This window comes from Acuticoccus mangrovi (genome assembly GCF_016411865.1).
GTDB lineage: Bacteria > Pseudomonadota > Alphaproteobacteria > Rhizobiales > Amorphaceae > Acuticoccus > Acuticoccus mangrovi.
Window position 1 is genome coordinate 1 of record NZ_JAEKJA010000005.1, and the last position, 21,257, is coordinate 21,257.

At 70.4% G+C, this 21,257-nt stretch carries 21 protein-coding genes; 9 read left to right on the top strand and 12 right to left on the bottom strand.

Going from position 1 to position 21,257, the window contains the following annotated elements; genetic code table 11:
* The coding region (gene phaZ / locus JCR33_RS06665; RefSeq protein ID WP_198881269.1) for a polyhydroxyalkanoate depolymerase at positions 1 to 1,888 on the bottom strand (1,888 nt) is incomplete at its 3' end.
* Positions 1,889 to 2,109: 221 nt separating this feature from the next.
* Here phaZ and JCR33_RS06670 point away from each other — a divergent pair.
* The 5 genes from JCR33_RS06670 (at position 2,110) to JCR33_RS06690 (ending at position 7,249) form a co-directional block, all read left to right on the top strand.
* Entirely contained in the window at positions 2,110 to 3,402 is a 1,293-nt protein-coding gene (locus JCR33_RS06670; RefSeq protein ID WP_198881270.1) for an ActS/PrrB/RegB family redox-sensitive histidine kinase, read from the top strand.
* A gap of 71 nt (positions 3,403 to 3,473) precedes the next feature.
* Positions 3,474 to 4,040 carry an ActR/PrrA/RegA family redox response regulator transcription factor gene (locus JCR33_RS06675; protein WP_198881271.1) on the top strand — a complete coding sequence of 189 codons (567 nt, stop codon included), beginning with the start codon at positions 3,474 to 3,476 and terminating at the stop codon, positions 4,038 to 4,040.
* 176 nt (positions 4,041 to 4,216) lie between these two features.
* Positions 4,217 to 5,371, top strand: coding sequence for an AAA family ATPase (locus JCR33_RS06680; RefSeq protein ID WP_198881272.1), 1,155 nt, complete (start codon positions 4,217 to 4,219; stop codon positions 5,369 to 5,371).
* Between the two features lie 96 nt (positions 5,372 to 5,467).
* On the top strand, positions 5,468 to 6,670 hold the full coding sequence (gene chrA, locus JCR33_RS06685; RefSeq protein WP_198881273.1) for a chromate efflux transporter: 1,203 nt from the start codon (positions 5,468 to 5,470) through the stop codon (positions 6,668 to 6,670).
* A gap of 93 nt (positions 6,671 to 6,763) precedes the next feature.
* The gene (locus tag JCR33_RS06690; protein WP_198881274.1) at positions 6,764 to 7,249 is read left to right on the top strand and encodes an MmcB family DNA repair protein; all 486 of its coding nucleotides are present in this window, start codon (positions 6,764 to 6,766) and stop codon (positions 7,247 to 7,249) included.
* Between the two features lie 49 nt (positions 7,250 to 7,298).
* Here JCR33_RS06690 and hemF read toward each other — a convergent pair whose 3' ends face one another.
* A complete protein-coding gene (gene hemF, locus JCR33_RS06695) occupies positions 7,299 to 8,216 on the bottom strand; it encodes an oxygen-dependent coproporphyrinogen oxidase (protein WP_198881512.1) in 918 nt (305 codons plus the stop codon).
* Entirely contained in the window at positions 8,216 to 8,674 is a 459-nt protein-coding gene (locus JCR33_RS06700; RefSeq protein ID WP_198881275.1) for a tRNA (cytidine(34)-2'-O)-methyltransferase, read from the bottom strand. The genes hemF and JCR33_RS06700 overlap by 1 nt, the downstream gene beginning before the upstream one ends.
* Before the next feature lie 313 nt (positions 8,675 to 8,987).
* Here JCR33_RS06700 and petA point away from each other — a divergent pair, with 313 nt between their 5' ends.
* From petA to phnN, 4 genes are all read left to right on the top strand, one after another.
* The gene (gene petA, locus JCR33_RS06705) at positions 8,988 to 9,560 is read left to right on the top strand and encodes a ubiquinol-cytochrome c reductase iron-sulfur subunit (protein WP_332461134.1); all 573 of its coding nucleotides are present in this window, start codon (positions 8,988 to 8,990) and stop codon (positions 9,558 to 9,560) included.
* Positions 9,561 to 9,573: 13 nt separating this feature from the next.
* Positions 9,574 to 10,875: a cytochrome b gene (locus JCR33_RS06710; protein WP_198881277.1), complete on the top strand. Its 1,302-nt coding sequence runs from the start codon at positions 9,574 to 9,576 to the stop codon at positions 10,873 to 10,875.
* Positions 10,876 to 10,878: 3 nt separating this feature from the next.
* Positions 10,879 to 11,748: a cytochrome c1 gene (locus JCR33_RS06715; protein ID WP_232372406.1), complete on the top strand. Its 870-nt coding sequence runs from the start codon at positions 10,879 to 10,881 to the stop codon at positions 11,746 to 11,748.
* Between the two features lie 166 nt (positions 11,749 to 11,914).
* Positions 11,915 to 12,526, top strand: coding sequence for a phosphonate metabolism protein/1,5-bisphosphokinase (PRPP-forming) PhnN (gene phnN, locus JCR33_RS06720; RefSeq protein WP_198881278.1), 612 nt, complete (start codon positions 11,915 to 11,917; stop codon positions 12,524 to 12,526).
* 118 nt (positions 12,527 to 12,644) lie between these two features.
* Here the strand turns inward: phnN and JCR33_RS06725 are convergent, their stop codons facing one another.
* The 9 genes from JCR33_RS06725 to argB all read right to left on the bottom strand — a co-directional run bounded on the left by JCR33_RS06725 (position 12,645) and on the right by argB (position 21,202).
* On the bottom strand, positions 12,645 to 13,202 hold the full coding sequence (locus JCR33_RS06725; RefSeq protein WP_198881279.1) for a hypothetical protein: 558 nt from the start codon (positions 13,200 to 13,202) through the stop codon (positions 12,645 to 12,647).
* Positions 13,203 to 13,233: 31 nt separating this feature from the next.
* The gene (dapE, locus tag JCR33_RS06730) at positions 13,234 to 14,373 is read right to left on the bottom strand and encodes a succinyl-diaminopimelate desuccinylase (protein WP_198881280.1); all 1,140 of its coding nucleotides are present in this window, start codon (positions 14,371 to 14,373) and stop codon (positions 13,234 to 13,236) included.
* Entirely contained in the window at positions 14,370 to 14,747 is a 378-nt protein-coding gene (locus JCR33_RS06735) for a DUF805 domain-containing protein (RefSeq protein WP_198881281.1), read from the bottom strand. The genes dapE and JCR33_RS06735 overlap by 4 nt, the downstream gene beginning before the upstream one ends.
* Positions 14,748 to 14,749: 2 nt before the next feature.
* The gene (gene dapD, locus JCR33_RS06740; protein ID WP_198881282.1) at positions 14,750 to 15,601 is read right to left on the bottom strand and encodes a 2,3,4,5-tetrahydropyridine-2,6-dicarboxylate N-succinyltransferase; all 852 of its coding nucleotides are present in this window, start codon (positions 15,599 to 15,601) and stop codon (positions 14,750 to 14,752) included.
* Between the two features lie 76 nt (positions 15,602 to 15,677).
* Positions 15,678 to 16,796, bottom strand: coding sequence for a hypothetical protein (locus tag JCR33_RS06745; protein WP_198881283.1), 1,119 nt, complete (start codon positions 16,794 to 16,796; stop codon positions 15,678 to 15,680).
* Positions 16,797 to 16,885: 89 nt separating this feature from the next.
* Positions 16,886 to 17,650 carry a pyrimidine 5'-nucleotidase gene (locus JCR33_RS06750; RefSeq protein ID WP_198881284.1) on the bottom strand — a complete coding sequence of 255 codons (765 nt, stop codon included), beginning with the start codon at positions 17,648 to 17,650 and terminating at the stop codon, positions 16,886 to 16,888.
* A gap of 88 nt (positions 17,651 to 17,738) precedes the next feature.
* Positions 17,739 to 19,073 (bottom strand): glycosyltransferase family 2 protein, encoded by a 1,335-nt coding sequence (locus JCR33_RS06755; RefSeq protein WP_198881285.1) that lies wholly within the window; start codon positions 19,071 to 19,073, stop codon positions 17,739 to 17,741.
* Positions 19,070 to 20,263, bottom strand: coding sequence for an FAD-dependent oxidoreductase (locus tag JCR33_RS06760; RefSeq protein ID WP_198881514.1), 1,194 nt, complete (start codon positions 20,261 to 20,263; stop codon positions 19,070 to 19,072). Before JCR33_RS06760 ends, JCR33_RS06755 begins: the two co-directional genes overlap by 4 nt.
* A gap of 27 nt (positions 20,264 to 20,290) precedes the next feature.
* Complete coding sequence (argB, locus tag JCR33_RS06765; protein ID WP_232372407.1) at positions 20,291 to 21,202, bottom strand: acetylglutamate kinase; 912 nt, start codon at positions 21,200 to 21,202, stop codon at positions 20,291 to 20,293.
* Positions 21,203 to 21,257 lie beyond the last annotated feature (55 nt).

Below are 21,257 nucleotides of genomic sequence, written 5' to 3' on the forward strand. Positions count from 1 at the left end.
CTGGCGTCGCCTTTACCTCTGGCGTCGCCTTTACCTCTGGCGTCGCCTTTACCTCTGGCGTCGCCTTTACCTCTGGCGTCGCCGCCACCTCCGGCGTTGCGTCCGTTGCCGGCGGGGTGGCTCCGGCGGGGGTGGCCTCGCTTACCGCGGGCGCGCTCTCCGGCGCCGCCGTGGAGGTCGGCTCCGGGGCGGGCGCCTCGGCCGGCGTCGGCTCGGCGCTCCCCGCGGAGGCCGGGGTGCTGCCGGCGCTGTCGAGGACCGGCTCGGGCGAGACGGCCTCGGTTGGCGCGGGTTCGGCGATCGGCTCCGCGACGGTCGGCGCGGGCGCGGCTGCCGCCGGCATGGCGCTCGCCTCGTCGGACGCCGCCGCCGGGGCGGTGTCCGGAGCGACGGCATCGGCCGATGCGGCGTCCTCGGGCTTCGTCTCCTCGACGTCGGGCGTCGACAGGGTGTCGGCCGCCGACATGTCGGGCACGGTGCGCTTTGCCCCGGTGCGCCGGCGGGGCCGCGTCGGGGCGGGCTTGGGCGCCGTCTCGGCGACGGTCGGCTCCGGCGTCGCGATCGTGTCGGCGGAAGCCGTGGCCGTCGTCTCCGCCGGCGTCTCGACCGCGGGGGTAGCCTCGGGCGCCGTCGGGCTCGGCGCCTCGAGCGTCTCGACGGGTCTGTCCCACTTCGCCACGAAGGCGGTGATGCGGGGGGCGATCTCGCGGCGGAAGCGCGAGCCGTTGAAGACCCCGTAGTGACCCACCCCCGGCTGCTCGTAGTGCTCGTGCATCTCGGCCGGAAGGTTCGGCGTCAGCGTATGGGCGGCCTTCGTTTGGCCGACGCCGGAGATGTCGTCCTGCTCGCCCTCCACGGTGAGGATCGCCGTCTTGCGGATCTTCGACGGGTCGACCGGCGTCTCGCGATGCACCATCTCGCCCTTCGGCAGGGCGTGGCGCAGGAACACGGTGTCCACCGTCTGCAGATAGAACTCGCCGGTGAGGTCCATCACCGACAGATACTCGTCGTAGAAGGCGCGATGCTTCTCCGCATCGTCGTCGTCGCCCTTCACGAGGTGATCGAAATAGTCGTAGTGGGCGCTGAGGTGCCGGTCGAGGTTCATGGTCATGAACCCGGTGAGCTGCAGGAAGCCCGGGTAGACCTGCCGCATCACGCCGGGGTGCGGGAACGGCACCGTCATGATGACGTTGCGGCGGAACCAGCCGAGGTCGTGCTTGGCGGCGTAGGTGTTCACCTCGGTGGGGTTCACGCGGGTGTCGATCGGGCCGCCCATCAGCGTGATCGACTTCGGGCAGTAGGGCGACTGGGTCGCCTCGAGCACCGCCACCGCGGCGAACACGGGCACCGCCGGCTGACACACGGCGACGACGTGGAGGTCGCCCTTCAAAAACTCGGCGATGTCGATCACGTAGTCGATGTAGTCGTCGAGGTCGAAGCGGCCCATCGCGAGCGGCACCATCCGCGCGTCGATCCAGTCGGTGATGTAGACTTCGTGATAGGGTAGGAGCGCTTCGACGGTGCCGCGCAGCAGCGTCGCATAGTGGCCGGACATCGGGGCGACGATGAGAAGGTTGGGCTGCTTCGCTGCGTCGGCCGGCCGGTCGCGATGGAAGTGGATCAGCCGGCAGAAGGGTCGCTCCCAGACGATGTGCTCTTCGACGTCGACCGTCTCGCCGTCGACCACCGTCGTCTCGAGGCCGAATTCTGGTTTGCCGTAGCGCCGCGTCAGGCGTTCGAACACGTCGCCCGCTGCCGCCACCTGCCGGCCGAACGAGGTGTGGGCTAGCGGGTTGAGCGGGTTCCTGTAGTAGAGGCGTATTGCGTCGTTCAGCGCACGCGCGGGACTGAGGAAGGCATGGTTCCATTCATAGAAGTGGTAGTACATGGGACCTCAAACCGGTTATGCGACGGCTGGGCCGCCCGTGGGACTCGCGCCGCCGTCGTTGGGAGCGCTCCCTCGGCGGGCGTTTGTGTTGCGCTGCAACATATCGCGCGGCACAGCTCTGTTGGCAAGGATGTAACCCTGCGCCGCGGGGAGGGCGTACGACGATCATGACCGTGGCTCCGCCATGAACACCGTGTCTCTGCCATGAACGACGGCTCGCCATGACACACCCCCACGTACCGGCGCTGACCGAGCGCGTCGTCAGGGTACGCACGCTGCTGCTCTTGCGCTGGCTCGCGCTGATCGGGCAGCTCGCGGCGATACTCTTCGTTGGCATTGCGCTCGACTTTACCATGCCGACGACGGCCTGTCTGGGGCTGGTCGCATTCTCGGCTTGGTCGAACGTGTTTCTGCGGCTGCGCTTCGCCGACAACCGGCGGATGCCGGAGACCTGGACCGCCGGCGTGATGGCGTTCGACATTGTCCAGCTGACGCTCCAGCTGGCGCTGACGGGGGGGCTCACCAACCCCTTCGCGCTCCTCATCATCGCGCCGGTGATGGTGTCGGCCACCACGCTGTCGGCCGGGCGCACCGTCACCTTGGGGGCGCTGGTGCTGTTGTGCGGCACGCTCCTCGCGGTGTTTCACCTGCCGCTTCCCTGGTACGAGGGCGAGAGCTTCAATCCGCCCTTCCTGTTTGTCGGCGGCGTATGGCTGGCGCTCGTGTGCAGCCTCACCTTCATGAGCACCTATGCGTTCCGCGTCGCCGAGGAGCGGCGCCAGCTCGCCGACGCGCTCGCCGCCACCGAGCTCGTTCTGTCGCGCGAGCAGCATCTGCAGGCGCTCGACGGTCTCGCCGCCGCCGCCGCGCACGAGCTCGGCACCCCGCTTGCGACCATTTCGGTGGTGACGCGCGAGTTGGAGCGCGAGACGCCGTCCGATTCGCCGATCGCCGACGACGTGCGCCTGTTGCGCTCCCAGTCGGAGCGCTGCCGCGAGATCCTCGGCAAGCTGAAGACGCTGTCGGAGGACCGCGAGAGCCCGCTGACGCGCCTATCCGTCGCGACCCTTCTCGAGGAGGTCGTCGCCCCGCACCGCGGGATGGGGGTGGAGATCGACATCGTGATCGCCGGCCCGCGCGAGGATCCGCCGGTGATCTGGCGCAATCCGGCGATCCTCTACGGGCTCGGCAATCTCATCGAGAACGCGGTGGACTTCGCCGAGACGCTGGTGACGGTGAGTGCCGACTGGAACGAGCTCGATCTGGTGATGCGGATCTGCGACGATGGGCCGGGCTATCCGGACGATGTTCTCGACCGCATCGGCGATCCGTTCGTGTCGAGCCGCAGTCGCAGCGAGGCGCCGAGCGGCGGTGGGCTGGGGCTCGGCATCTTCATCGCCAAGACGCTGCTGGAGCGCTCCGGCGCCACCATCGCCTTCCGCCGCGGGCCGGGCGCGACGGCCATCGTCCGGTGGCCCCGGGCGGCGCTGGCCGGGCCGATACGCGAAGATTAAATTTCTGCCATTTTCAAGCGTCCCGGGTCCATTTGTCCTAGGTATAGACAATAGACTGTTGGAGCGTGCCCATGGAGACCATCGCCGAACCCACCACCGAGACCGCCCCGTTCGCGGGGGGCCGTCTCCTGATCGTGGACGACGACGCGGCGTTCGGCCAGCGCCTGGCGCGGGCTATGGAAAAGCGCGGCTTCGTGACCGAGGTGGCCGAGAGCGCCTATGACGCGGCCGTGCTCGCCGATCGCAACCCGCCGGACTACGCCGTGGTCGACATGCGCCTCGGCGACGGCAACGGCCTCGACGTGGTGGAGCGCCTGCGCCGCAAGAAGCCCGACGCCAAGGCCGTGATTCTGACCGGCTACGGCAACATCGCCACGGCGGTGACGGCGGTGAAGCTCGGCGCCGTCGACTATCTGTCGAAGCCGGCCGACGCCGACGACGTGTTCGCCGCGCTGACCCGCGAGAGCGCCGACCATCCCGCGCCGCCGGAAAATCCGATGTCGGCCGACCGGGTGCGCTGGGAGCACATCCAGCGGGTCTACGAGATGTGCGACCGCAACGTGTCGGAGACGGCGCGCCGGCTCAACATGCATCGCCGCACCCTGCAGCGGATCCTCGCCAAACGCGCCCCGCGCTGATCCGACCAAAGCGCGCCCCGGACGGATCGACGGGGCGTCTTTGCGCGCCCCGCGATGACCGGCGCGATGCGCGCCCTAGCTTCGCGCCTGATCGCGATTAGGTGATCCGGGGCGCCGTCGGCGCACGTCGTCACAGTCACCGGGGCGGGAGCGCAAGCGATGATCTCGACCGCGACATGATCCTGACCGTGGCGGTGGAGGGCTACCGCTCGCTCCGCCGTCTCGTGCTGCCGCTCGATCGGCTCACCGTCGTCACCGGGGCGAACGGCGTCGGCAAGTCCGGCCTCTATCGGGCGCTGCGCCTTCTGGGCGACGTCGCCGAGGGGCGCGTGGTGGCCGCGCTCGCCGAGGAGGGCGGCCTCGGCTCGACCCTTTGGGCGGGACCTGAGACGATCTCGCGCCGCATGACGCGCGGCGAGGTGCCGGTGGAGGGCGCCGTTCGCCGCGAGCGCGTGGCGCTGAAGCTCGGCGTCGCGTTCGACGACTTCGGCTACGCCATCGACCTCGGCCTTCCCGTCGCCGCGCGCGGGTCGCTGTTCAACCGCGACCCGGAGATCAAGGCGGAGGCGGTGTGGGCCGGACCCGTCCTGCGGCCGGCCAACACGCTCGCCCGCCGCACCGGCCCGTCGGTGACGGTGCTGCGCGGCCGTGAGCGCCATGTCGCGATCGGCGATCTTCCCCCCTTCGAGACGATGATGACGCACGCGGCCGATCCCGAAGGCGCGCCGGAGGTGCTCGCGGTGCGCGAGCGGCTGCGGGCGGTGCGCTTCTACGACCATCTGCGCACCGATCGGGCGGCGCCGTCCCGTCATCCGCGGATCGGCACGCGCACCACGGCGCTCGCCGGCGACGGCGGCGACCTCGCCGCCGCCATCCAGACGATCCGCGAGATCGGCGACGCGGACGCCCTCGACCGGGCGGTGGACGCCGCCTTCCCGGGCGCCGCAGTGGCGGTGGAGGAGCGCGACGGGCTGTTCCACCTCTCGATGCGCCAGCCGGGATTGCTGCGCCCCCTCGGGCCGGCGGAGCTCTCCGACGGCACGCTGCGCTACCTCCTCCTCCTCGCCGCTCTGCTGACGCCCCGGCCGCCGCCGCTCCTCGTCTTCAACGAGCCCGAGACGAGCCTGCATCCCGATCTCATCGCGCCGCTCGCCGCGCTGATCGGCGAGGCGGCGAGCCGCAGCCAGGTGGTGGTGGTGAGCCACGCCGCGAGCCTCGTCGACCGGCTGGTGGAAGAGGGGGCCGAGGCCGTCCACCTCACCCGTCCGCTCGGCGAGACGCTCGCCGAAGGCGTCGAGCCTCCCACCTGGAGCTGGCCGAGCCGGCGCTAGGATCGTCGCGGACGCAAACGAGGGGCGAGAGACGAGGGTGTCATCGCTCTGTCATCGCGAGCATCGACACCCTGCGCCGAGGCAGGAGAGGGCACCATGTCGACACCCACCGAGGAAGAGCGGGCGACGGCGTCGACGGGCGGCGTCGGCGAGGTGTTCGCGGCCTTCCTGCCGCTCGGCCTCACCGCGTTCGGCGGGCCGGTCGCCCATCTCGGCTTTTTTCGCACCGAGTTCGTGGAGCGGCGGCGCTGGCTGAGCGATGCCGCCTACGGCGATCTCGTCGCCCTCTGCCAGTTCATGCCCGGGCCCGCCTCGAGCCAGGTCGGCATGGCGCTGGGGCTGAGGCGGGCGGGGCTCGGCGGCCTGTTCGCGGCGTGGACGGCGTTCACCCTGCCCTCGGCGATCGCCCTCACCCTGTTCGCGCTGGTTCTCGGGGTGAGCGGGGTGGAGGCGGGGGCGGGCTGGCTCCTCGGCCTCAAGGCCGCGGCGGTCGCCGTGGTGGCGAACGCGCTCCTCGGCATGGCCGCATCGCTCGCGGCGACGCGCGGCCGCGCCACCATCGCGGCGGGGGCGGCGATCGCCATCCTGCTGTCGCCGAGCCTCGTCGCGGCCCAGCTCGCGGCGATCGCCGTCGGCGGGCTCGCCGGCCTCGCCCTCGCCGACGTGCCGGCCGGCGAGGGCAGCGCGCCGCCGGCCGCTCCCGTCGGCAAGGCGGTGGGTGTCGCCGCGCTCATCGCCTTCGCGGGCGGCCTTGTCGTGCTGCCGCTCCTCGCCGGCCTGTCGCCGGCGCTCGACCTCCTCGACCGCACCTACCGGGCCGGGGCGCTGGTGTTCGGCGGCGGCCACGTGGTGCTCCCCCTCCTCCAGGGGGAGATGGCCGGGATGGTCGACGAGACGGCCTTCCTCGCCGGCTACGGCGCGGCGCAGGCCGTGCCGGGGCCGCTCTTCACCTTCGCCGCCTTCCTCGGGGCGGTCGCCGAGCCGTTCGGCGGCGTCGCCGGGGCGGCCGTCGCCCTCGTCGGCATCTTTCTGCCCTCGCTCTTCCTCGTCCTCGGGGTGATCCCGTTCTGGGAGGAGCTGCGGCGGGCCCGGCTCGCCCGGCGGCTCCTCGCCGGCGTCAACGCCGCCGTGGTGGGGCTCCTCGCGGCGGCATTCTACGATCCGGTCTTCGTCCGCGGGATCGGCGGGGTCGCGGCACTCGCCCTCGCCATCGCCGCCTTCGTGGCGCTGAAGATATGGCGGGTGCCGCCCTGGCTCGTGGTGGTGGCGGCCGCGGGGGCGGGCGGCGTTCTTCTCTGAGGCGGGCGCGACGGTCGGCGCGAGGAGCCGCGGCGAGGCTTGATCCCGGCGGCGGGTCGGCGTTTCATGGTCTCGTTTCGTTCGAGTACCCTTATGCCGCTCCTCTCCGCCTTCGACGTCGAGCCCATGATCGACGGGCGCCAGTCTCCCGCCGCCATGAAGGTGCGGCGCGGCGTGGCGCGTCTCCTGCGCGATCTCGGCGCCGCGGTGGTGCCGGAGGTCACCTTGAGCTCCGGCCGGCGGGCCGATCTCGTCGCCCTTAACGGGCGCGGCGAGATCTGGATCGTGGAGATCAAGTCCTCGCTCGCCGACTTCCGCGCCGACACCAAGTGGCCGCACTATCGCACGGCCTGCGACCGCCTGTTCTTCGCCTCGCTTCCCGAGGTGGGCGATATCTTTCCCGTCGAGGTGGGGCTGATCATGACCGACGGCTATGCGGCCGAGATCGTGCGCGAGGCGCCGCTCGATCGGCTCGCCACGGCCGCGCGGCGGGCACTGACCTTGCGCATCGCGCAGACCGCGGCGCGCCGGCTGCACGAGCTCGAGGACCCGAGCCCACGCCTGTCGGTACCCCTGTGAGCTCGAGCGCTTCGCCCCTGCGCACGGGGTGATGGGAGGGGGCGTCGGCTCAGGGCCAGCGCACCGTCGGCGGCATCGAGGAGAGGATCGACACGGTGTTGCCGCCGGTCTTGAGGCCGAAGATGGTGCCGCGGTCGTAGAGGAGGTTGAACTCCACGTAGCGGCCGCGGCGGATGAGCTGCTCCTCCCGGTCGGCCTCTGTCCAGGGCTCGTGCATGGTGCGGCGAGCGATCTCGCCGTAGGCGGCGATGAAGGTGCGGCCGATGTCCTGGGTCAGCGCGAAGTCGGCCTCCCAGTCGCCGGAGGCGAGGTAGTCGTAGAACACGCCGCCGATGCCGCGCATCTCGCCGCCGCGATGGGGGAGCGAGAAATATTCGTCGCACCAGGCCTTGTCGCGGGCGTAGTCGGCGTGCGGGTGGCGGGCGTAGCAGTCGCGGAACGCTTCGTGGAAGAACACGCTGTCGGGATGGTCCTGGCCGCGCCGGCGGTCGAGCATCGGGGTGAGGTCGGCGCCGCCGCCGAACCAGTGGCGCGTCGTCACCACGAAGCGGGTGTTCATGTGCACCGTCGGCACGTGCGGGTTCGTCGGATGGGCGATGAGCGAGATGCCGGAGGCCCAGAAGCGCGGATCCTCGGCGGCACCGGGGATCTGGTTGCGGAAGCCTTCGGGAAAGGTGCCGTGGACGGTGGAGGTGTGGACGCCGGCCTTTTCGAACAGGCGGCCGCGGATCATCCCCATCACGCCGCCGCCCCCGTCCTCCTCGTCACCGGCCCGGCGCGTCCAGGGATCGCGGGTGAAGCGGCCAGGGGCGGCGTCGCCGGGAGCTTCGTCCTCGAGCGTCTCGAAGAGGGCGTGGATGTCGTCGCGCAGCGTCTCGAACCAGGCGCGGGCGCGGGCCTGCCAGCCGGCGAGGGTGGCCTCGTCCGGCTTCTCGCCGCCCTTCACGGCGGGGGCGTGGTTGTCCATCATGGGGTTCCTTCGGGTGAGATCCCGCCGGTCTGGCGCACGGCCTCGAAGAGGCCGATGCCGACGGCGACGGCGAGATTGAGCGAGCGGGCGTCTCCGACGATCGGAATGCGCACCGTGTGAGGGCAGAGAGCGTGGACGGCCTCGGGCACGCCGGCGCTCTCGCGACCGAAAAGAAGCGTATCGCCCGCGGTGAAGGCGAACGCGGTGAGGGGGGTCGTGGCGCGGGTGGTGAAGAGCACGATGCGGCCGGCCACTGCCTGGAAGGCCTCGAAGGTGGGGTGGCGCAGGAGGGGCACACGAGGAGCGTAGTCGAGCCCGGCGCGGCGCATGGCGCGGTCGGAAAGGTCGAACCCGGCCGGACCGACGATGTGGACGCGCGCGCCCAGGCAGAAAGCCGTGCGCAAGATTGCGGCGGTGTTCTGGGGGATGTCGGGCTCATAAAGGGCAAGGTCCATGACCGTCGGATTGGCACCTTCCCCAGGGCCGAACAAGGGATTGGATCAAGAACCGTGCGTCGATCTCGAAAGGACGGCAGGGCTGTCGAGGCAGGATTGCGGGGCGTTCATGCCACACGCGGCGATCCCTTATCGACCCGACGGCTTGCGCTTGCGAGTAGAGCTTGCTTACTCCTTTCAGACTTTTCTAGAAGGACTGCCGCTTTAGAATGGTTTGCGACAAGGTCCTTGTCGCAATGTCATCTAGACAGAGCGCGCGGCGAAAGGCATGGCATGGGCCTGCGGGCGTCCGCGAGAGATTAAGGAGATCGGCGTGGCGACGACGGAGCACACTGAGGAACACCAGGAGCCGACCCGGCGCGACTTCCTGTACATCGCGACAGGCGCAGTCGGCGCGGTCGGCGTGGCGGGTCTCGCGTGGCCGTTCATCGACCAGATGAACCCGGACGCTTCGGCCCAGGCGATGGCCTCGGTCGAGGTCGACGTGTCGAGCATGAACGTGGGTGACTCGATCACCATCATGTGGCGCGGCAAGCCGGTCTTCATCCGCCGCCGCACCGACGCGGAGGTCGAAGCCGCGAAGGAGACGCCGGTGGCGGATCTGCCCGACCCGCTCGCCCGCAACCCGAACATCGGCTCCGACGAGCCGGCGACGGACGCCAACCGCGCCGCCGTCGACCGCGAGCCCTGGCTCGTGATGATCGGCATCTGCACCCACCTCGGCTGCGTGCCGCTCGGCCAGCAGGGTGCCTTCGGTGGCTGGTTCTGCCCGTGTCACGGCTCCACCTACGACACGGCGGGCCGCATCCGCTCCGGTCCGGCGCCGGCCAATCTGGACATTCCGCCGTACACGTTCGCATCCGACACGACCATTGTCGTCGGCTGATTTGGGGAGAGACATGGCCGGTCACGGAACATCGAATTATCAGCCGAAGAACAAGGTCGTCCGCTGGGTCGACTCGCGCCTTCCGATCTTCTCGCTGATGAATGAACAGGCGATCGTCTTTCCGACGCCGAAGAACCTCAACTACCTGTGGACGTTCGGCGCCATCCTGTCGTTCATGCTCGCGACGATGATGATCTCCGGCATCGTCCTCGCGATGCACTACGCGGCGAACACCGAGCTCGCCTTCGACCGCGTCGAGCACATCATGCGCGACGTGAACTTCGGCTGGCTGATCCGCTACATCCACGCGGTCGGCGCGTCGATGTTCTTCTTCGCCGTCTACATGCACATCGCCCGCGGCCTCTACTACGGCTCCTACAAGGCGCCCCGCGAGATCCTCTGGATGCTCGGCGTCGTCATCCTCATCCTGATGATGGCCACCGGCTTCATGGGCTACGTGCTGCCCTGGGGTCAGATGTCGTTCTGGGGCGCCACCGTGATCACCAACCTCTTCTCGGCGATCCCGCTGGTGGGTCCCTCGATCGTGGAGTGGCTGTGGGGCGGCTTCGCGGTCGACAACGCCACGCTCAACCGCTTCTTCTCGCTCCACTACCTGCTGCCGTTCGTGATCGCCGGCGTGGTGGTGCTGCACATCTGGGCGCTGCACGAGGTGGGCAACAACAACCCCACCGGCGTCTCGGTGAAGTCCTCCAAGGACACGGTGCCCTTCCACCCCTACCTCACCATGAAGGACTTCTTCGCCCTCGTCTGCTTCATGGTGCTGTACGCCTACTTCGTGTTCTACATCCCGAACTATCTCGGGCACCCGGACAACTACATCGAAGCCGACCCGCTGGTGACGCCGGCGCACATCGTGCCGGAATGGTACCTCCTGCCGTTCTACGCCATGCTGCGCGCCATCCCCTCCAAGCTCGGCGGCGTGGTGGTGATGTTCTCCTCGCTCCTGATCCTCTTCGTGGTGCCGTGGCTCGATACGTCGAAGGTGCGCTCGGCGAAGTACCGGCCGATGTTCAAGATCGCCTTCTGGGTGTTCGTGATCTCGTGCATCGCCCTCGGCTGGCTCGGCTCCCAGCCGGCGGAAGGCGTCTACGTGATGCTGGCGCGGTTCTTCACCTTCTACTACTTCGCCTTCTTCCTGATCCTGATGCCGCTCCTCGGCATCATCGAGACGCCCAAGCCGGTGCCCAACTCCATCGCCGAATCGGTCCTCGCCCGTCATCACGGGTCGACCGCCACCGTCGGATCCGGCGAGGGCCGGCCCGACGCTGCTCCGGCCGCCCCGAAGAAGGATTGATCCATGCCGCTTAAATCCATGACCGCAGCCGGCCTTCTGTCCCGCTTCGCGCGCCTGGCGCTGGCGGGAGGGCTCGCGGCAGGCCTTTCCGGCGCCGCCCTCGCGGCCGAGGAGGGTCACTCCCTGATCGAAAAGCAGGACTGGTCCTTCGGCGGTGTCTTCGGCACCTACGAACGGGCGCAGCTGCAGCGCGGCTACAAGGTCTATCGCGAGGTCTGCAGCCTCTGCCACTCGATGGACCGGCTCGCCTTCCGCAACCTCCATCAGCCGGGCGGCCCGGAATTCTCCGAGGAGGCGGCGAAGCAGATCGCGTCGGAATATCAGATCCCCGACATCTCCAACGAGACCGGCCAGCCCTTCGACCGGCCGGGCACGCTGACGGACCACTTCCCCGCGCCGTTCCCGAACAAGGCGGCGGCGCAGGCGGCGAACGGCGGCGCCTACCCGCCCGACCTCTCGCTGATCGCCAAGGCGCGCGCCGAGCACCGCGGTTTCCCCGGCTTCATCGTCGACGCCTTCGCCAACTATGCGGAGAACGGGCCGGACTACATCTACGCGCTGCTGACCCACTACGAGGACCCGCCCGCCGGCGTGGAGCCGGTGCCGGGCAAGCACTACAACCCGGTCTTCCTCAGCGGCGACTGGATCTCGATGCCCAAACCCATCAGCGACGGGCAGGTGGAGTACACCGACGGCACGTCCGAGACGGTGGAGCAGTATTCCGCCGACGTCTCGGCCTTTCTGATGTGGGCGGCCGAGCCCAAGCTTGAGGAGCGCAAGGAGATCGGCTTTCGCGTGATGATCTTCCTCATCGTCTTCGCGGTGCTGCTCTACCTCACCAAGCGCAAGCTCTGGCGCAACGTCGAGCACTGATCGGCCCCGCCGCTCTGCTCTCGGAAGGCCCACCCCATCGGGTGGGCTTTTTCGTTCGAGGCCGCGCCTCCTGTCGCACCGACGTCACCGCCGCGGGGGCATTGTCGCCATCGCATGACGGCCGCCGGTCTCCCGAGGGCGAGCGGCAGATCACGGGCGAACCACGATGAGCGATGCGCACCCCGACGGCGACCGGCGAGACCCGTGGGGCATCCTCTTCCTGGTGGTCGGCCCGAGCGGCGTCGGCAAGGACACGCTGATCGACGCCGCCCGCGTCCGCCTTTCCGGCAGCGCCGTCGTATTCGCCCGCCGGGTGATCACCCGTCCTGCGGACGCTGGCGGCGAAGCGCACGAGGAGATGGCGCCGGACGCCTTCGAGGCCGCCGCCCGCGCCGGCGACTTCATGGCGTGGTGGCGGGCCCACGGCCTCGGCTACGGCCTGCGCCGCGAGCTTCTCGACGCACTGCGGGCGGGACGGGACGTCGTCGCCAACACCTCGCGCCAGGCGCTGACGGCCTTTGCCGGCGTCGCGCCCCGCATCGTCGTCCTGTCGATCACGGCGCCGCCGGAGCTGGTGCGCGCCCGCCTCGAGGCGCGGGGGCGGGAGGACGCGGCCGCCGTCGCCGACCGCCTCGCCCGCAAGGTCGCCATCCCTCCCGTCGCCCCGGTGGTGGAGATCGCCAACGACACCGACGTCGACACGGGGGTCGCCCGTTTCCTCGCCGCCCTCCGCGCAGCCGGCGACGTCTCGGCGGTGAGGATTTCGTCCGGGGAGTGAGATGGCTCGCCGGCGCCTAGAGCTGGTTCAATGAACTCGCGTTCTCCGAACCGGCTCCAGCTTCCTTGTCTGCGCGCGTTCCGAGCGGAAAACCGGCTCCACTTTTCCTGAACGCGCGCTAGCCCAACAGGGCGACGAGGAGCAGCGACAGGAGCATGTCGACGATCACGAGGCCGATGGAGATCGGCACCGTGGTCCCGAGGGCGATGCGCAGGATGAGATAGTGGTAGCGCAGCACCAGCCCCATCGCGATCAGCGACAGGATGACGGCGAGCGTCGGCTCCACCCACCCCGCGCCCTGCAGGATGAAGGGGATGGCGAGGATGGCGGAGCTGATCGGCGCGGCCCAGTTGCGGGCGACCACGTAGCTCACGTAGGTCGCCTTCACCCCGAGCGAGCCGGCGGCGACGGCCATCACCACCGGAAAGGCGATCCAGTCGAGGAGCAGCACCGGCAGCCCGCCGAGAAAGAGATCGCCGAAGCTCTCCGTGCCCCGCCCCATGCGCGACACCGCCAACATGGTGATGGCGTTGATGGGCAGGAGCAGCACGATGACGCGGAACGAGCGCCAGAAGCCCGTCACGCTGCGGTCGAGGGCGCGGAGCCCGTCCGGACGGTTGCAGAAGAGCTGCCAGGCGCCGCGCAGGGAGCCGGTGATCTCCGCCGTGCTCAACATGCGAGGTCGCCGGATGACGGATGGGCGCCCCTCATGCCGAAAGAACGGCGGCGATGATCGCCCGGTAGGCGTTGGCGAGGGTGCGCAGCTCCGTCACCGACGTGCGCTCGTCGACCTGGTGCATGGTGCTGCCGACGCCGCCGAACTCCACCACCGGGCAGTAGTTCTTGATGAAGCGCGCGTCGGACGTGCCGCCGCCGGTGGTCGCCTCCGGGCGCACGCCCGTCGCCTGCTCCACCGCATCGGTCACGGCCGCCACCAACGCCTCGTCGCGGGTGAGAAAGCAGTCGCTGAGAAATGGCTCCCACGCGATCGAGACGCGGGCGCCGGCAGCGGCCTCCTCGATGCGCCGGGTGAGCTCGGCCTGCAGCGTCGGGAACGTCCAGTGATCGTTGAAGCGTACGTTGAAGCGCAGCGAGGCGCGCGGCGGGATAACGTTCCACGACGGGTTGCCGACGTCCACCGAGACGATCTCGAGGTTGGTGGGGGCGAAGTGCTCGGAGCCCTCGTCGAGCGGCAGGTTGAGCGCCGTGCCGATGGCGAGGAGGGCGGGCACGGGGTTCTCCGCCCGCTCCTGATAGGCGACGTGGCCCTGCTTGCCCTCCACCGTGACGGCGGCGGAGAGCGAGCCGCGGCGGCCGATCTTGATGGTGTCGCCGAGCACCGCGCGGGCGGTGGGCTCGCCGACGATGGCGGCGTCGAACCGGGTGTGGGCGGCGGCCCACTCGAGCAGCGGCATCGTCCCGTTGATCGCGACCCCTTCCTCGTCGCCGGTGATGAGGAAGGAGATCTGGCCGGGCCCGTCCGCGGCCGCCCAGTCGAGCGCGGCGGCGATCATCGCGGCGACGGCGCCCTTCATGTCCTGCGCGCCGCGGCCGTAGAGGGTGTCGCCGTCGATGGCGGCGGAGAAGGGCGGGTGCGTCCAGTCGGCCACGGCGCCGGGCGGCACGACGTCGACGTGGCCGGCGAAGGCGAGGTGGCGGCCGGAGCCGCGCGTGGCGAAGAGGTTCTCCACCGGCGTGGTGCCCTCGGAGGCGAAGCTCATCCGCTCCACCGCGAAGCCGGCGCCGGCGAGGGTCCGCTCCACGATGTCGAACACCTCGGGCCCGGCGGGGGTGACGCTCTCGGCGCGGATCAGCGCTTCGGCGAGGGGGAGGGGATCGGTGCTCATCGCGGCCCGCGCATGTTGGTTGCCGGAGCGTAGGCGTTGGGGCCGGGCGTGCCGGGGATGAGACCGATGACGAAGAAGGCGATGAAGCCGACCACGGGGATCACGAAGGCGGCGGCGAACCACCCCGTCAGCCCCCGGTCGTGCAGCCGCTTCACCGACAGCGCCACCTCGGTCCAGAACAGCGCTACGAACACGAAGGGGGCGATCATCGAGAACTCGATCTCCCCCGTGTTCGGGTTGATCTGCGGCAGCATCAAGACGACGCCGAGAAAGCCGCACATCAGGTTGCCGAGCCAGAAGACCTCACGGTTGACGCGCCCGTCGAGCCCGATCAACGCCCAAAGGACGGTGGGTTCCCTGCCGCCCGCGCTCACGGTCAATCCCTGAGGAGGTCGTTGATCGAGGTCTTGGCGCGGGTGCGCTCGTCGACGCGCTTCACGATGATGGCGGCGGCGAGGGCCATCGGCTCGTTGCTGGCGCTCTTGGTGGCGACGGTGCCGGGCACCACCACCGAGTAGGGCGGCACCTCGCCACGGAACACCTCGCCGGTCGCCCGGTCGACGACGCGGGTGGAGGCGCCGAGGAAGACGCCCATCGAGAGCACCGAGCCGCGGCCGACGCGCACGCCTTCAGCGACCTCGGAGCGGGCGCCGATGAAGCAGTCGTCCTCGATGATCACCGGGGCGGCCTGCAGCGGCTCCAGGACGCCGCCGATGCCGGCGCCGCCGGAGATGTGGCAGTTCTTGCCGATCTGGGCGCAGGAGCCGACGGTGGCCCAGGTGTCCACCATGGTGCCCTCGTCGACGTAGGCGCCGAGATTGACGAAGGACGGCATCAGCACCACGCCGGGCGCGATGAAGGCGGAGCGGCGCACGATGGAGCCCGGCACGGCGCGGAAGCCGGCCCCCTCGAAGTCCACCGCACCCCAACCCTCGAACTTCGAGGGCACCTTGTCCCACCAATGAGCGCCGCCGGGGCCGCCCTCGATGGCGTCCATCGGGGTGAGGCGGAAGGACAGGAGCACCGCCTTCTTCAGCCATTCGTTGATCTGCCAGCCGTTCGCCGTCGGCTCGGCGACGCGCAGCACCCCGCGGTCGAGGAGGCCGAGCGCCTTGTCGACGGCGTCGCGGACGCGGCCGGTGGTGCGGGCGGTGATGGTGGCGCGCTCGTCGAAGGCGCTGTCGATGGTCGCGGCGAGGCGGTCGCGTTCGGAGGGGCTGAGGTGCATGGGCTCTATGACTGGTTTTGGTCCGGACCTTAGGCGATCAGCGCACCGCCGCCTAGCGGTTGCCGTGCCCGGTTGGTCACTCCTGTGTCGACAGCTCATCCGATAGCCTTGCGACCAGCGCCTCCGCAAGCGTGCTGGCGTCGCTCTCCGCACTCATCGCAGTGAGGACGAGGCCGCCCTCGCCGGAGCCGAACACGGCGATGAGGCGCCCGGTCTGCCCCGTCTCGGTGGTGCAGCGGGTCGCGAGGGAGAGCGTGACGAGGCCCTTCGGCGTCTCGTTCTGGGCGCTGTAGGCACCGAGGCAGGCGCCGGCGCTCTCGGTGATGAGGCGGGTGCGCAGCGCGTGCATGTCGCCGGCCTCCGCCGCGGTGAGGGGGCGGAGGGTGCCGGTGAGGGAGCCCGAGGCGAAGCTGACCACCGCGTCGGTGACGGCGAGGCGGAAGAGGCCGACCTCGGCCGCCGACAGCGCGTTGGCAAGGGCGACGGCGGTGCGCGTGTCGGCGGCGAGGGGCGCGGCCTGCGGCGGCGGCAGGGCGGTGGCGGGTGCTGCCGGCGGCGTCGGCGCTTCGCCCTTCGGGGCCGCGCCCGCGGCCGCATCGAGCTCGTCGAGGATCGCGGACTCGGCGGTGCGCGGGGCGGGGGAGGGCTGCGGCGGGTTCGCCCGCACGCCGCGCTCGGCGCAGCTCGCGAGCCACTCCAGCGCCCGCCGTGAGCCGGCGAGGTTTACGGGGTAGAGGGCGTCACCCACCCGGATCGTCAGGCGGTTCGCGTTGCGCAGTCGCTCGCTCACGCGGTCCATGTCGTCGATCGCGAGGGTCAGCGTCTCGGTCGTCGCCGCCTCGGCCATGTAGGGGTGGGCGCGGCTGCGGTTGAAGGCGAGGGCGGTCTCGACGGTGTCGCCCACCGCAAGGTCGCTGCCGAGGCGATGGAGGTTGATCTTGAGCGCGCCGTTGCCGGTCATCCAGAAATTCAGATAGGCGTCGGCCGACGCCGTGCCGATGCCGATCTCGCAGTCGGTGAAGGCGCCGGTGTCGGGGTCGGCGAAGGCGTAGCCGCGCCAATTGCCGATGCTGATCTCGTCGAGGCGGGGTGCCTCGTTGGCGAAGCGCGTGGCGAGATCGTCCGCGCTAGCGGGCGCGGCGGCGAGGAGCGCCAGCGCGGTGAAGCCGAGGAGAGGGCGGGCGAGGTTCCTCATCATTTCCCCCAGTGCCGGGCGTCCGGCACGGTGCGGACCCTTCAGAGACGAGAGATAGAGGTGGCTCCCGGTCCGGCAACCGAACGGGCTCAGCGGGACGCCTCGATGGGCTGGCGCGGCCGCGCCATGATGCGCTGCAGGAAGCCGGCGAGATCGTCGGTCACATACTCGACGTGGGGGGCGTTGCGGCCTTCGAGCTCCCAGTCCTCGCGGAACACCTCGCGCGTGCCCTCGGGCACCACGAGCACGGTGCGCATGCCGTTCTCGTGCGGCACCGCGAGATTGCGCGACAGGTCCTCGAACATCGCCGAGTGGGTGGGATCGATGGCGTGCCGATCCCAGAAGCGGGCGTAAGTGTCGGCATGCGGCTTGGGCACGAGGTCGGCGGCGACGATGTCGAAGATGTCCTCGAAGTGGTGGTGCACGCCGAGCCGCTCGGCGATGGCGCGCGCGTGCGCCACGGTGCCGTTGGTCATGATGAAGCGGCGGCCCGGCAGCGCCTCCACGGCGGCGGCGAGCCGATCGTCCGGCACCACCTTGGAGTGGTCGATGTCGTGGACGAACTCCAGGAAGCCGTCGGGATTGATGCCGTGCTCCAGCATCAGCCCGCGCAGCGTGGTGCCGTAGCGGCGATAGTAGTCCTTCTGCAGCGAGTGGGCGGCGTCCCGTTCCAGATTGAGGAGGCCGGCCACATATTCGCTCATCCGCTCGTCGACCTGGGCGAAGAGGTTCGTGTGGGCGGGATAGAGGGTGTTGTCGAGGTCGAAGATCCACGTGTCGACGTCGCGGAACGGCGTCAGATCACGCGGGTTCGCGACGGCGGATTCGGACGGCAGTGGCGTCGGATGGTTCATGGTGGCGCAGGATCCGTTCCTCTTCCGGCGAGGGTGAGGTGCGCGCACGCCGGGGGTCGATCTTACACCTTTCGGCGGAGCGGCCAAATTACGGCTTATCCGTGACTGGATCGAGGGTTACGCCGATGGTCGTGGCGAAGCGGCGAACCGGCGGCCGATCACCCCCCGGCAGGGCGTGGGTGCGCAGGATCGCCTCGCGCGCCCCGTCGATGTCGCCGGCCCCGTAGCGGGCGCGGGCGAGCGCTTCCCAGACGCGGCTGTCCTCGGGGGCGAGCGCGGTGGCGGCCTCGGCGTGGGCCACGGCGCGGGCGTGGCGCTCCGCGAGGGTTTCCTTGTCCTCGATGAGGAGGCGCGACATGTGGCGGTGGGCCTCGGCGCAGCCCGGATCGCGGGCGAGGGCGAGCGTCGCCTGGGCTTCGGCGACGGCGCGGTGGCCATGGCGGATCGCGTGGGCGGCGAGGTCGGCGAGCTCGGCGGCGGCGAACGCGCGTTGGGCCGGATCGGCCTCGAGCGGCGGCACCGGGTCGGTGGGGCCGAGGTCGGCGGTCATGAGGCGCACCACGGCGGCAGCGGCGACGCGGCTCTGCCAGTCGGCGGCGGTGGCGGCGTCGGCGACCTCGTCATCGCGTGACAGGAGGGCGCGCCCGCCGCCCTTGGCGAAGACCAGCTCCACCAGATGCTGCTTCTGCCCGTCGGTGAGGTCGGTGGTGAGGATCACGGCGAGCTCTTCGGCCCGCTGCGCCACTTCCGCGCTCATATAGGCGGGGCCGTGGGTGTCGCGCATCCACTGGGCCGACAGCGTCGCGGGATCGAAGTGCTTATAGTAGAGCACCTCGTCGAGGGCGAGATAGTCGCCGTAGGCGGCCGCCTCGAGGGCGAAGACGCGGTCGGCGTGGTAGTCCTTCGGTGCGATGTGGCGCAACCTGAGCCCGGCGGCGATCGGGGCGGCGCGGTAGATGCTCTTGAGGTCGTAGCCCGCGAGCGGGTTCGCGAGGATCTGCCGCATCCGCTCGAACGGGGTGCCGCGGATCGACTGGTTCTGCCGGTTCGCCTCGCCGGTGGTGCGCTCGATGGCGCCGCCCGCCGCCACCGCCTCCGGGTGAGCGTCGAGCAGGCCGACGAGGCGGCGGCAGAACTCCGGATGCAGCCGGTCGTCGTGCCAGAGGAAGGCGAAATAGGGCGTCTCCACCATCCCGAGGAGGGCGTTGGTGTTGCCCACCCAGCCGAGCCGATGCTCCTGGATGACGAGGCGGATGCGCGGATCGGGAAGCGCGCCGCGGACGATCTCCACGGTGTCGTCGGACGAGGGGTCGACGGAGATGATCATCTCCCAGTCGTCGTCGGTCTGGGCGCGGGCGCTCTCGATGGCGCGGCCGATGAAGGCCTCGGCATTGTAGGCGGGGGTGAGGAGAGTGACCGTCATCGCAGAGCGATCCTTTCGGCGAGCCGCCGGGCGAAGAGGGGCGCCAGCGTGTATTTGCCGGTGTCGACGCTGTGCCAGTTGCCGCCATGCGTGGTGGGGCCGACCTCGTAGCGGGCGTGCAGCTCGCTGTTCGGATCGTCCACGTCGCTGGCACCCCAGCTGAAGATGATGCCGCCCTCGATCGTCCGCGGCGTGTCGGCGACAAGCGCGACCTGCGGGATGCGGGCGGCGAGCTCGGCGACCGTCTCGTCGGCGAGCCGTGCGGCCTCGGCCGGGGCGAGGGGGGTGAGCCAGTCGGCCGGCGGCGCGAGCTCGGCCGAGCGGGCGATGCAGCCCGTCGGGTACCAGGAGAGGTAGGCCGTGCCGTCAGGCATCGCCACCACGTCGCCATAGGGGCCGAGCACCATGGTGGCGGTCGGCAGGACCCCTGGCGTGACTGTGGTATGGACGGCGAGCTTCAGGCGGAAGAGATGCGCCCGCCGGCTCGCATCGCCGAGCGATGCGTCGAGCCGCAGGCGGTCGCTCCACGTCGCGTTGACGACGTGATCGAACGCGCCGATCTCGTCGTCCGCGTGGTGCAGCGCGATGCGCTCGCCCTGCCGGCACGCCCGCTCCACGGCGAGCCCCGTGACGAGCTCGATCGCCGCCGTCCCCTCGACCGCCGCGACGAGGTGATCGGCGATGGCGGCGAGGGGAACCGAACGTTCCTCGGTGGCAAAGGCTGCGACGACGTGGCGAGTGTCGTAGCGGGCGGCGACGCGCTCCGGCGGCAGGCGGCGCGGCGGCTCGACCTTGCGGCGGCCGAGGTAGCGCCGCCCGGGCACGGCGAGGGCGTCGTCGACGAGGGCGCTCACCATCTGATAGCGGCCGGCGAGGGTGTCGGGGTCGAGGAGGCTGTCGCGGGCGACGAGATAGTCGAACCCGTCCGAGACCTCCTCGGTGAGCACGCGGGCCGGGATCCAGCGGGCGAGCAGCGGCTCGAAGGTGGTGGCGCCTTCGGCCATCAGCCGGGCGGTGCGCTCCGGCGCGTCGTTCACGTAGATGTAGCCGAGGTGGATCTTGCCCTCGTTCCATCGGCTCGCCGCCCCGAGCGGGTGGGGGCCCCGCTCGATCAGCGTGACGGGGAAGCCGCGCTCGGCGAGCTCCAGGGCGATCGTCGCGCCCTGGATCCCGGCGCCGATGACGGCAATTCGGGAGCGAGAACGAGTCGTGGCGGCCTACCGCTTCAGGAGAGTGCCGGCGCCGCCGTCGGTGAAGAGCTCCAGGAGCACCGCATGCGGCGTCTTGCCGTTGAGGATGACGACGCCCTCGACGCCCCGCTCCAGCGCGGCGATGCAGGTCTCCACCTTCGGCACCATACCGCCGGAGATGACGCCGGAGGCCATCAGGCGGCGCGCCTCGGCGACGGTCAGCTCGCGGATCAGCTCGCCGTCGGGGCCGAGCACGCCGTCGACGTCGGTCAGGAAGAGCAGGCGCGTGGCGCCGAGCGCGCCGGCGATGGCACCGGCGAAGGTGTCGGCGTTGATGTTGTAGGTCTCGCCGTCGGCCCCCTGGGCGACGGGGGCGATCACCGGGATGATCTCCTGCCGGGCGAGAACGTCGAGCACGTCGCGCCGCACCTCCACCGGCTCGCCCACGAAGCCGAGGTCCACGACCTTCTCGATGTTGGAATCGGGGTCCCGCTTGGTGCGCTTCAGCGGCTCGGCGAGCACCATGCGCCCGTCCTTGCCGCAGAGCCCCACGGCGCGGCCGCCGGCGGCGTTGATGGTCGACACGATGTCCTTGTTGATCGCGCCGGCGAGGACCATCTCGACCACCTCCACGGTGGCCCGGTCGGTCACGCGCAGCCCGTCGCGGAACTCGGACTTGATGTTGAGCCGCTCCAGCATGTTGCCGATCTGCGGGCCGCCGCCGTGCACCACCACGGCGTTGATGCCGGCGAGGGTGAGGAGGGTGATATCCTCGGCGAAGTCGCGGGCGAGCTCCGGATCGCCCATGGCGTGGCCGCCGTACTTCACCACGATCGTCTTCTCGTCGTAGCGCAGCATGTAGGGCAGCGCGGTGGCGATGATCTCGGCACGCTGGGGCGCGTCGTGGGGCAGGTCGGTGGTCGCGGGGGCGTCGGTCATGTCGGTCCAGCGCGGCAAGAGGTATCGGCGAGACCTATCCCGCAGCGGGGACAGG

Excerpts from the sequence above, each read along its gene's own strand:
- argB (WP_232372407.1), bottom strand. The coding sequence starts at position 21,202 with ATGACCGACGCCCCCGCGACCACCGACCTGCCCCACGACGCGCCCCAG.
- JCR33_RS06670 (WP_198881270.1), top strand. The coding sequence starts at position 2,110 with ATGACACACCCCCACGTACCGGCGCTGACCGAGCGCGTCGTCAGGGTA.
- dapE (WP_198881280.1), bottom strand. The coding sequence starts at position 14,373 with ATGAGCACCGATCCCCTCCCCCTCGCCGAAGCGCTGATCCGCGCCGAG.
- JCR33_RS06715 (WP_232372406.1), top strand. The coding sequence starts at position 10,879 with ATGCCGCTTAAATCCATGACCGCAGCCGGCCTTCTGTCCCGCTTCGCG.
- JCR33_RS06680 (WP_198881272.1), top strand. The coding sequence starts at position 4,217 with ATGATCCTGACCGTGGCGGTGGAGGGCTACCGCTCGCTCCGCCGTCTC.
- JCR33_RS06745 (WP_198881283.1), bottom strand. The coding sequence starts at position 16,796 with ATGAGGAACCTCGCCCGCCCTCTCCTCGGCTTCACCGCGCTGGCGCTC.
- dapD (WP_198881282.1), bottom strand. The coding sequence starts at position 15,601 with ATGCACCTCAGCCCCTCCGAACGCGACCGCCTCGCCGCGACCATCGAC.
- JCR33_RS06690 (WP_198881274.1), top strand. The coding sequence starts at position 6,764 with ATGCCGCTCCTCTCCGCCTTCGACGTCGAGCCCATGATCGACGGGCGC.
- JCR33_RS06710 (WP_198881277.1), top strand. The coding sequence starts at position 9,574 with ATGGCCGGTCACGGAACATCGAATTATCAGCCGAAGAACAAGGTCGTC.
- JCR33_RS06755 (WP_198881285.1), bottom strand. The coding sequence starts at position 19,073 with ATGACGGTCACTCTCCTCACCCCCGCCTACAATGCCGAGGCCTTCATC.
- phnN (WP_198881278.1), top strand. The coding sequence starts at position 11,915 with ATGAGCGATGCGCACCCCGACGGCGACCGGCGAGACCCGTGGGGCATC.
- JCR33_RS06750 (WP_198881284.1), bottom strand. The coding sequence starts at position 17,650 with ATGAACCATCCGACGCCACTGCCGTCCGAATCCGCCGTCGCGAACCCG.
- JCR33_RS06700 (WP_198881275.1), bottom strand. The coding sequence starts at position 8,674 with ATGGACCTTGCCCTTTATGAGCCCGACATCCCCCAGAACACCGCCGCA.
- JCR33_RS06725 (WP_198881279.1), bottom strand. The coding sequence starts at position 13,202 with ATGTTGAGCACGGCGGAGATCACCGGCTCCCTGCGCGGCGCCTGGCAG.
- chrA (WP_198881273.1), top strand. The coding sequence starts at position 5,468 with ATGTCGACACCCACCGAGGAAGAGCGGGCGACGGCGTCGACGGGCGGC.
- hemF (WP_198881512.1), bottom strand. The coding sequence starts at position 8,216 with ATGGACAACCACGCCCCCGCCGTGAAGGGCGGCGAGAAGCCGGACGAG.
- JCR33_RS06675 (WP_198881271.1), top strand. The coding sequence starts at position 3,474 with ATGGAGACCATCGCCGAACCCACCACCGAGACCGCCCCGTTCGCGGGG.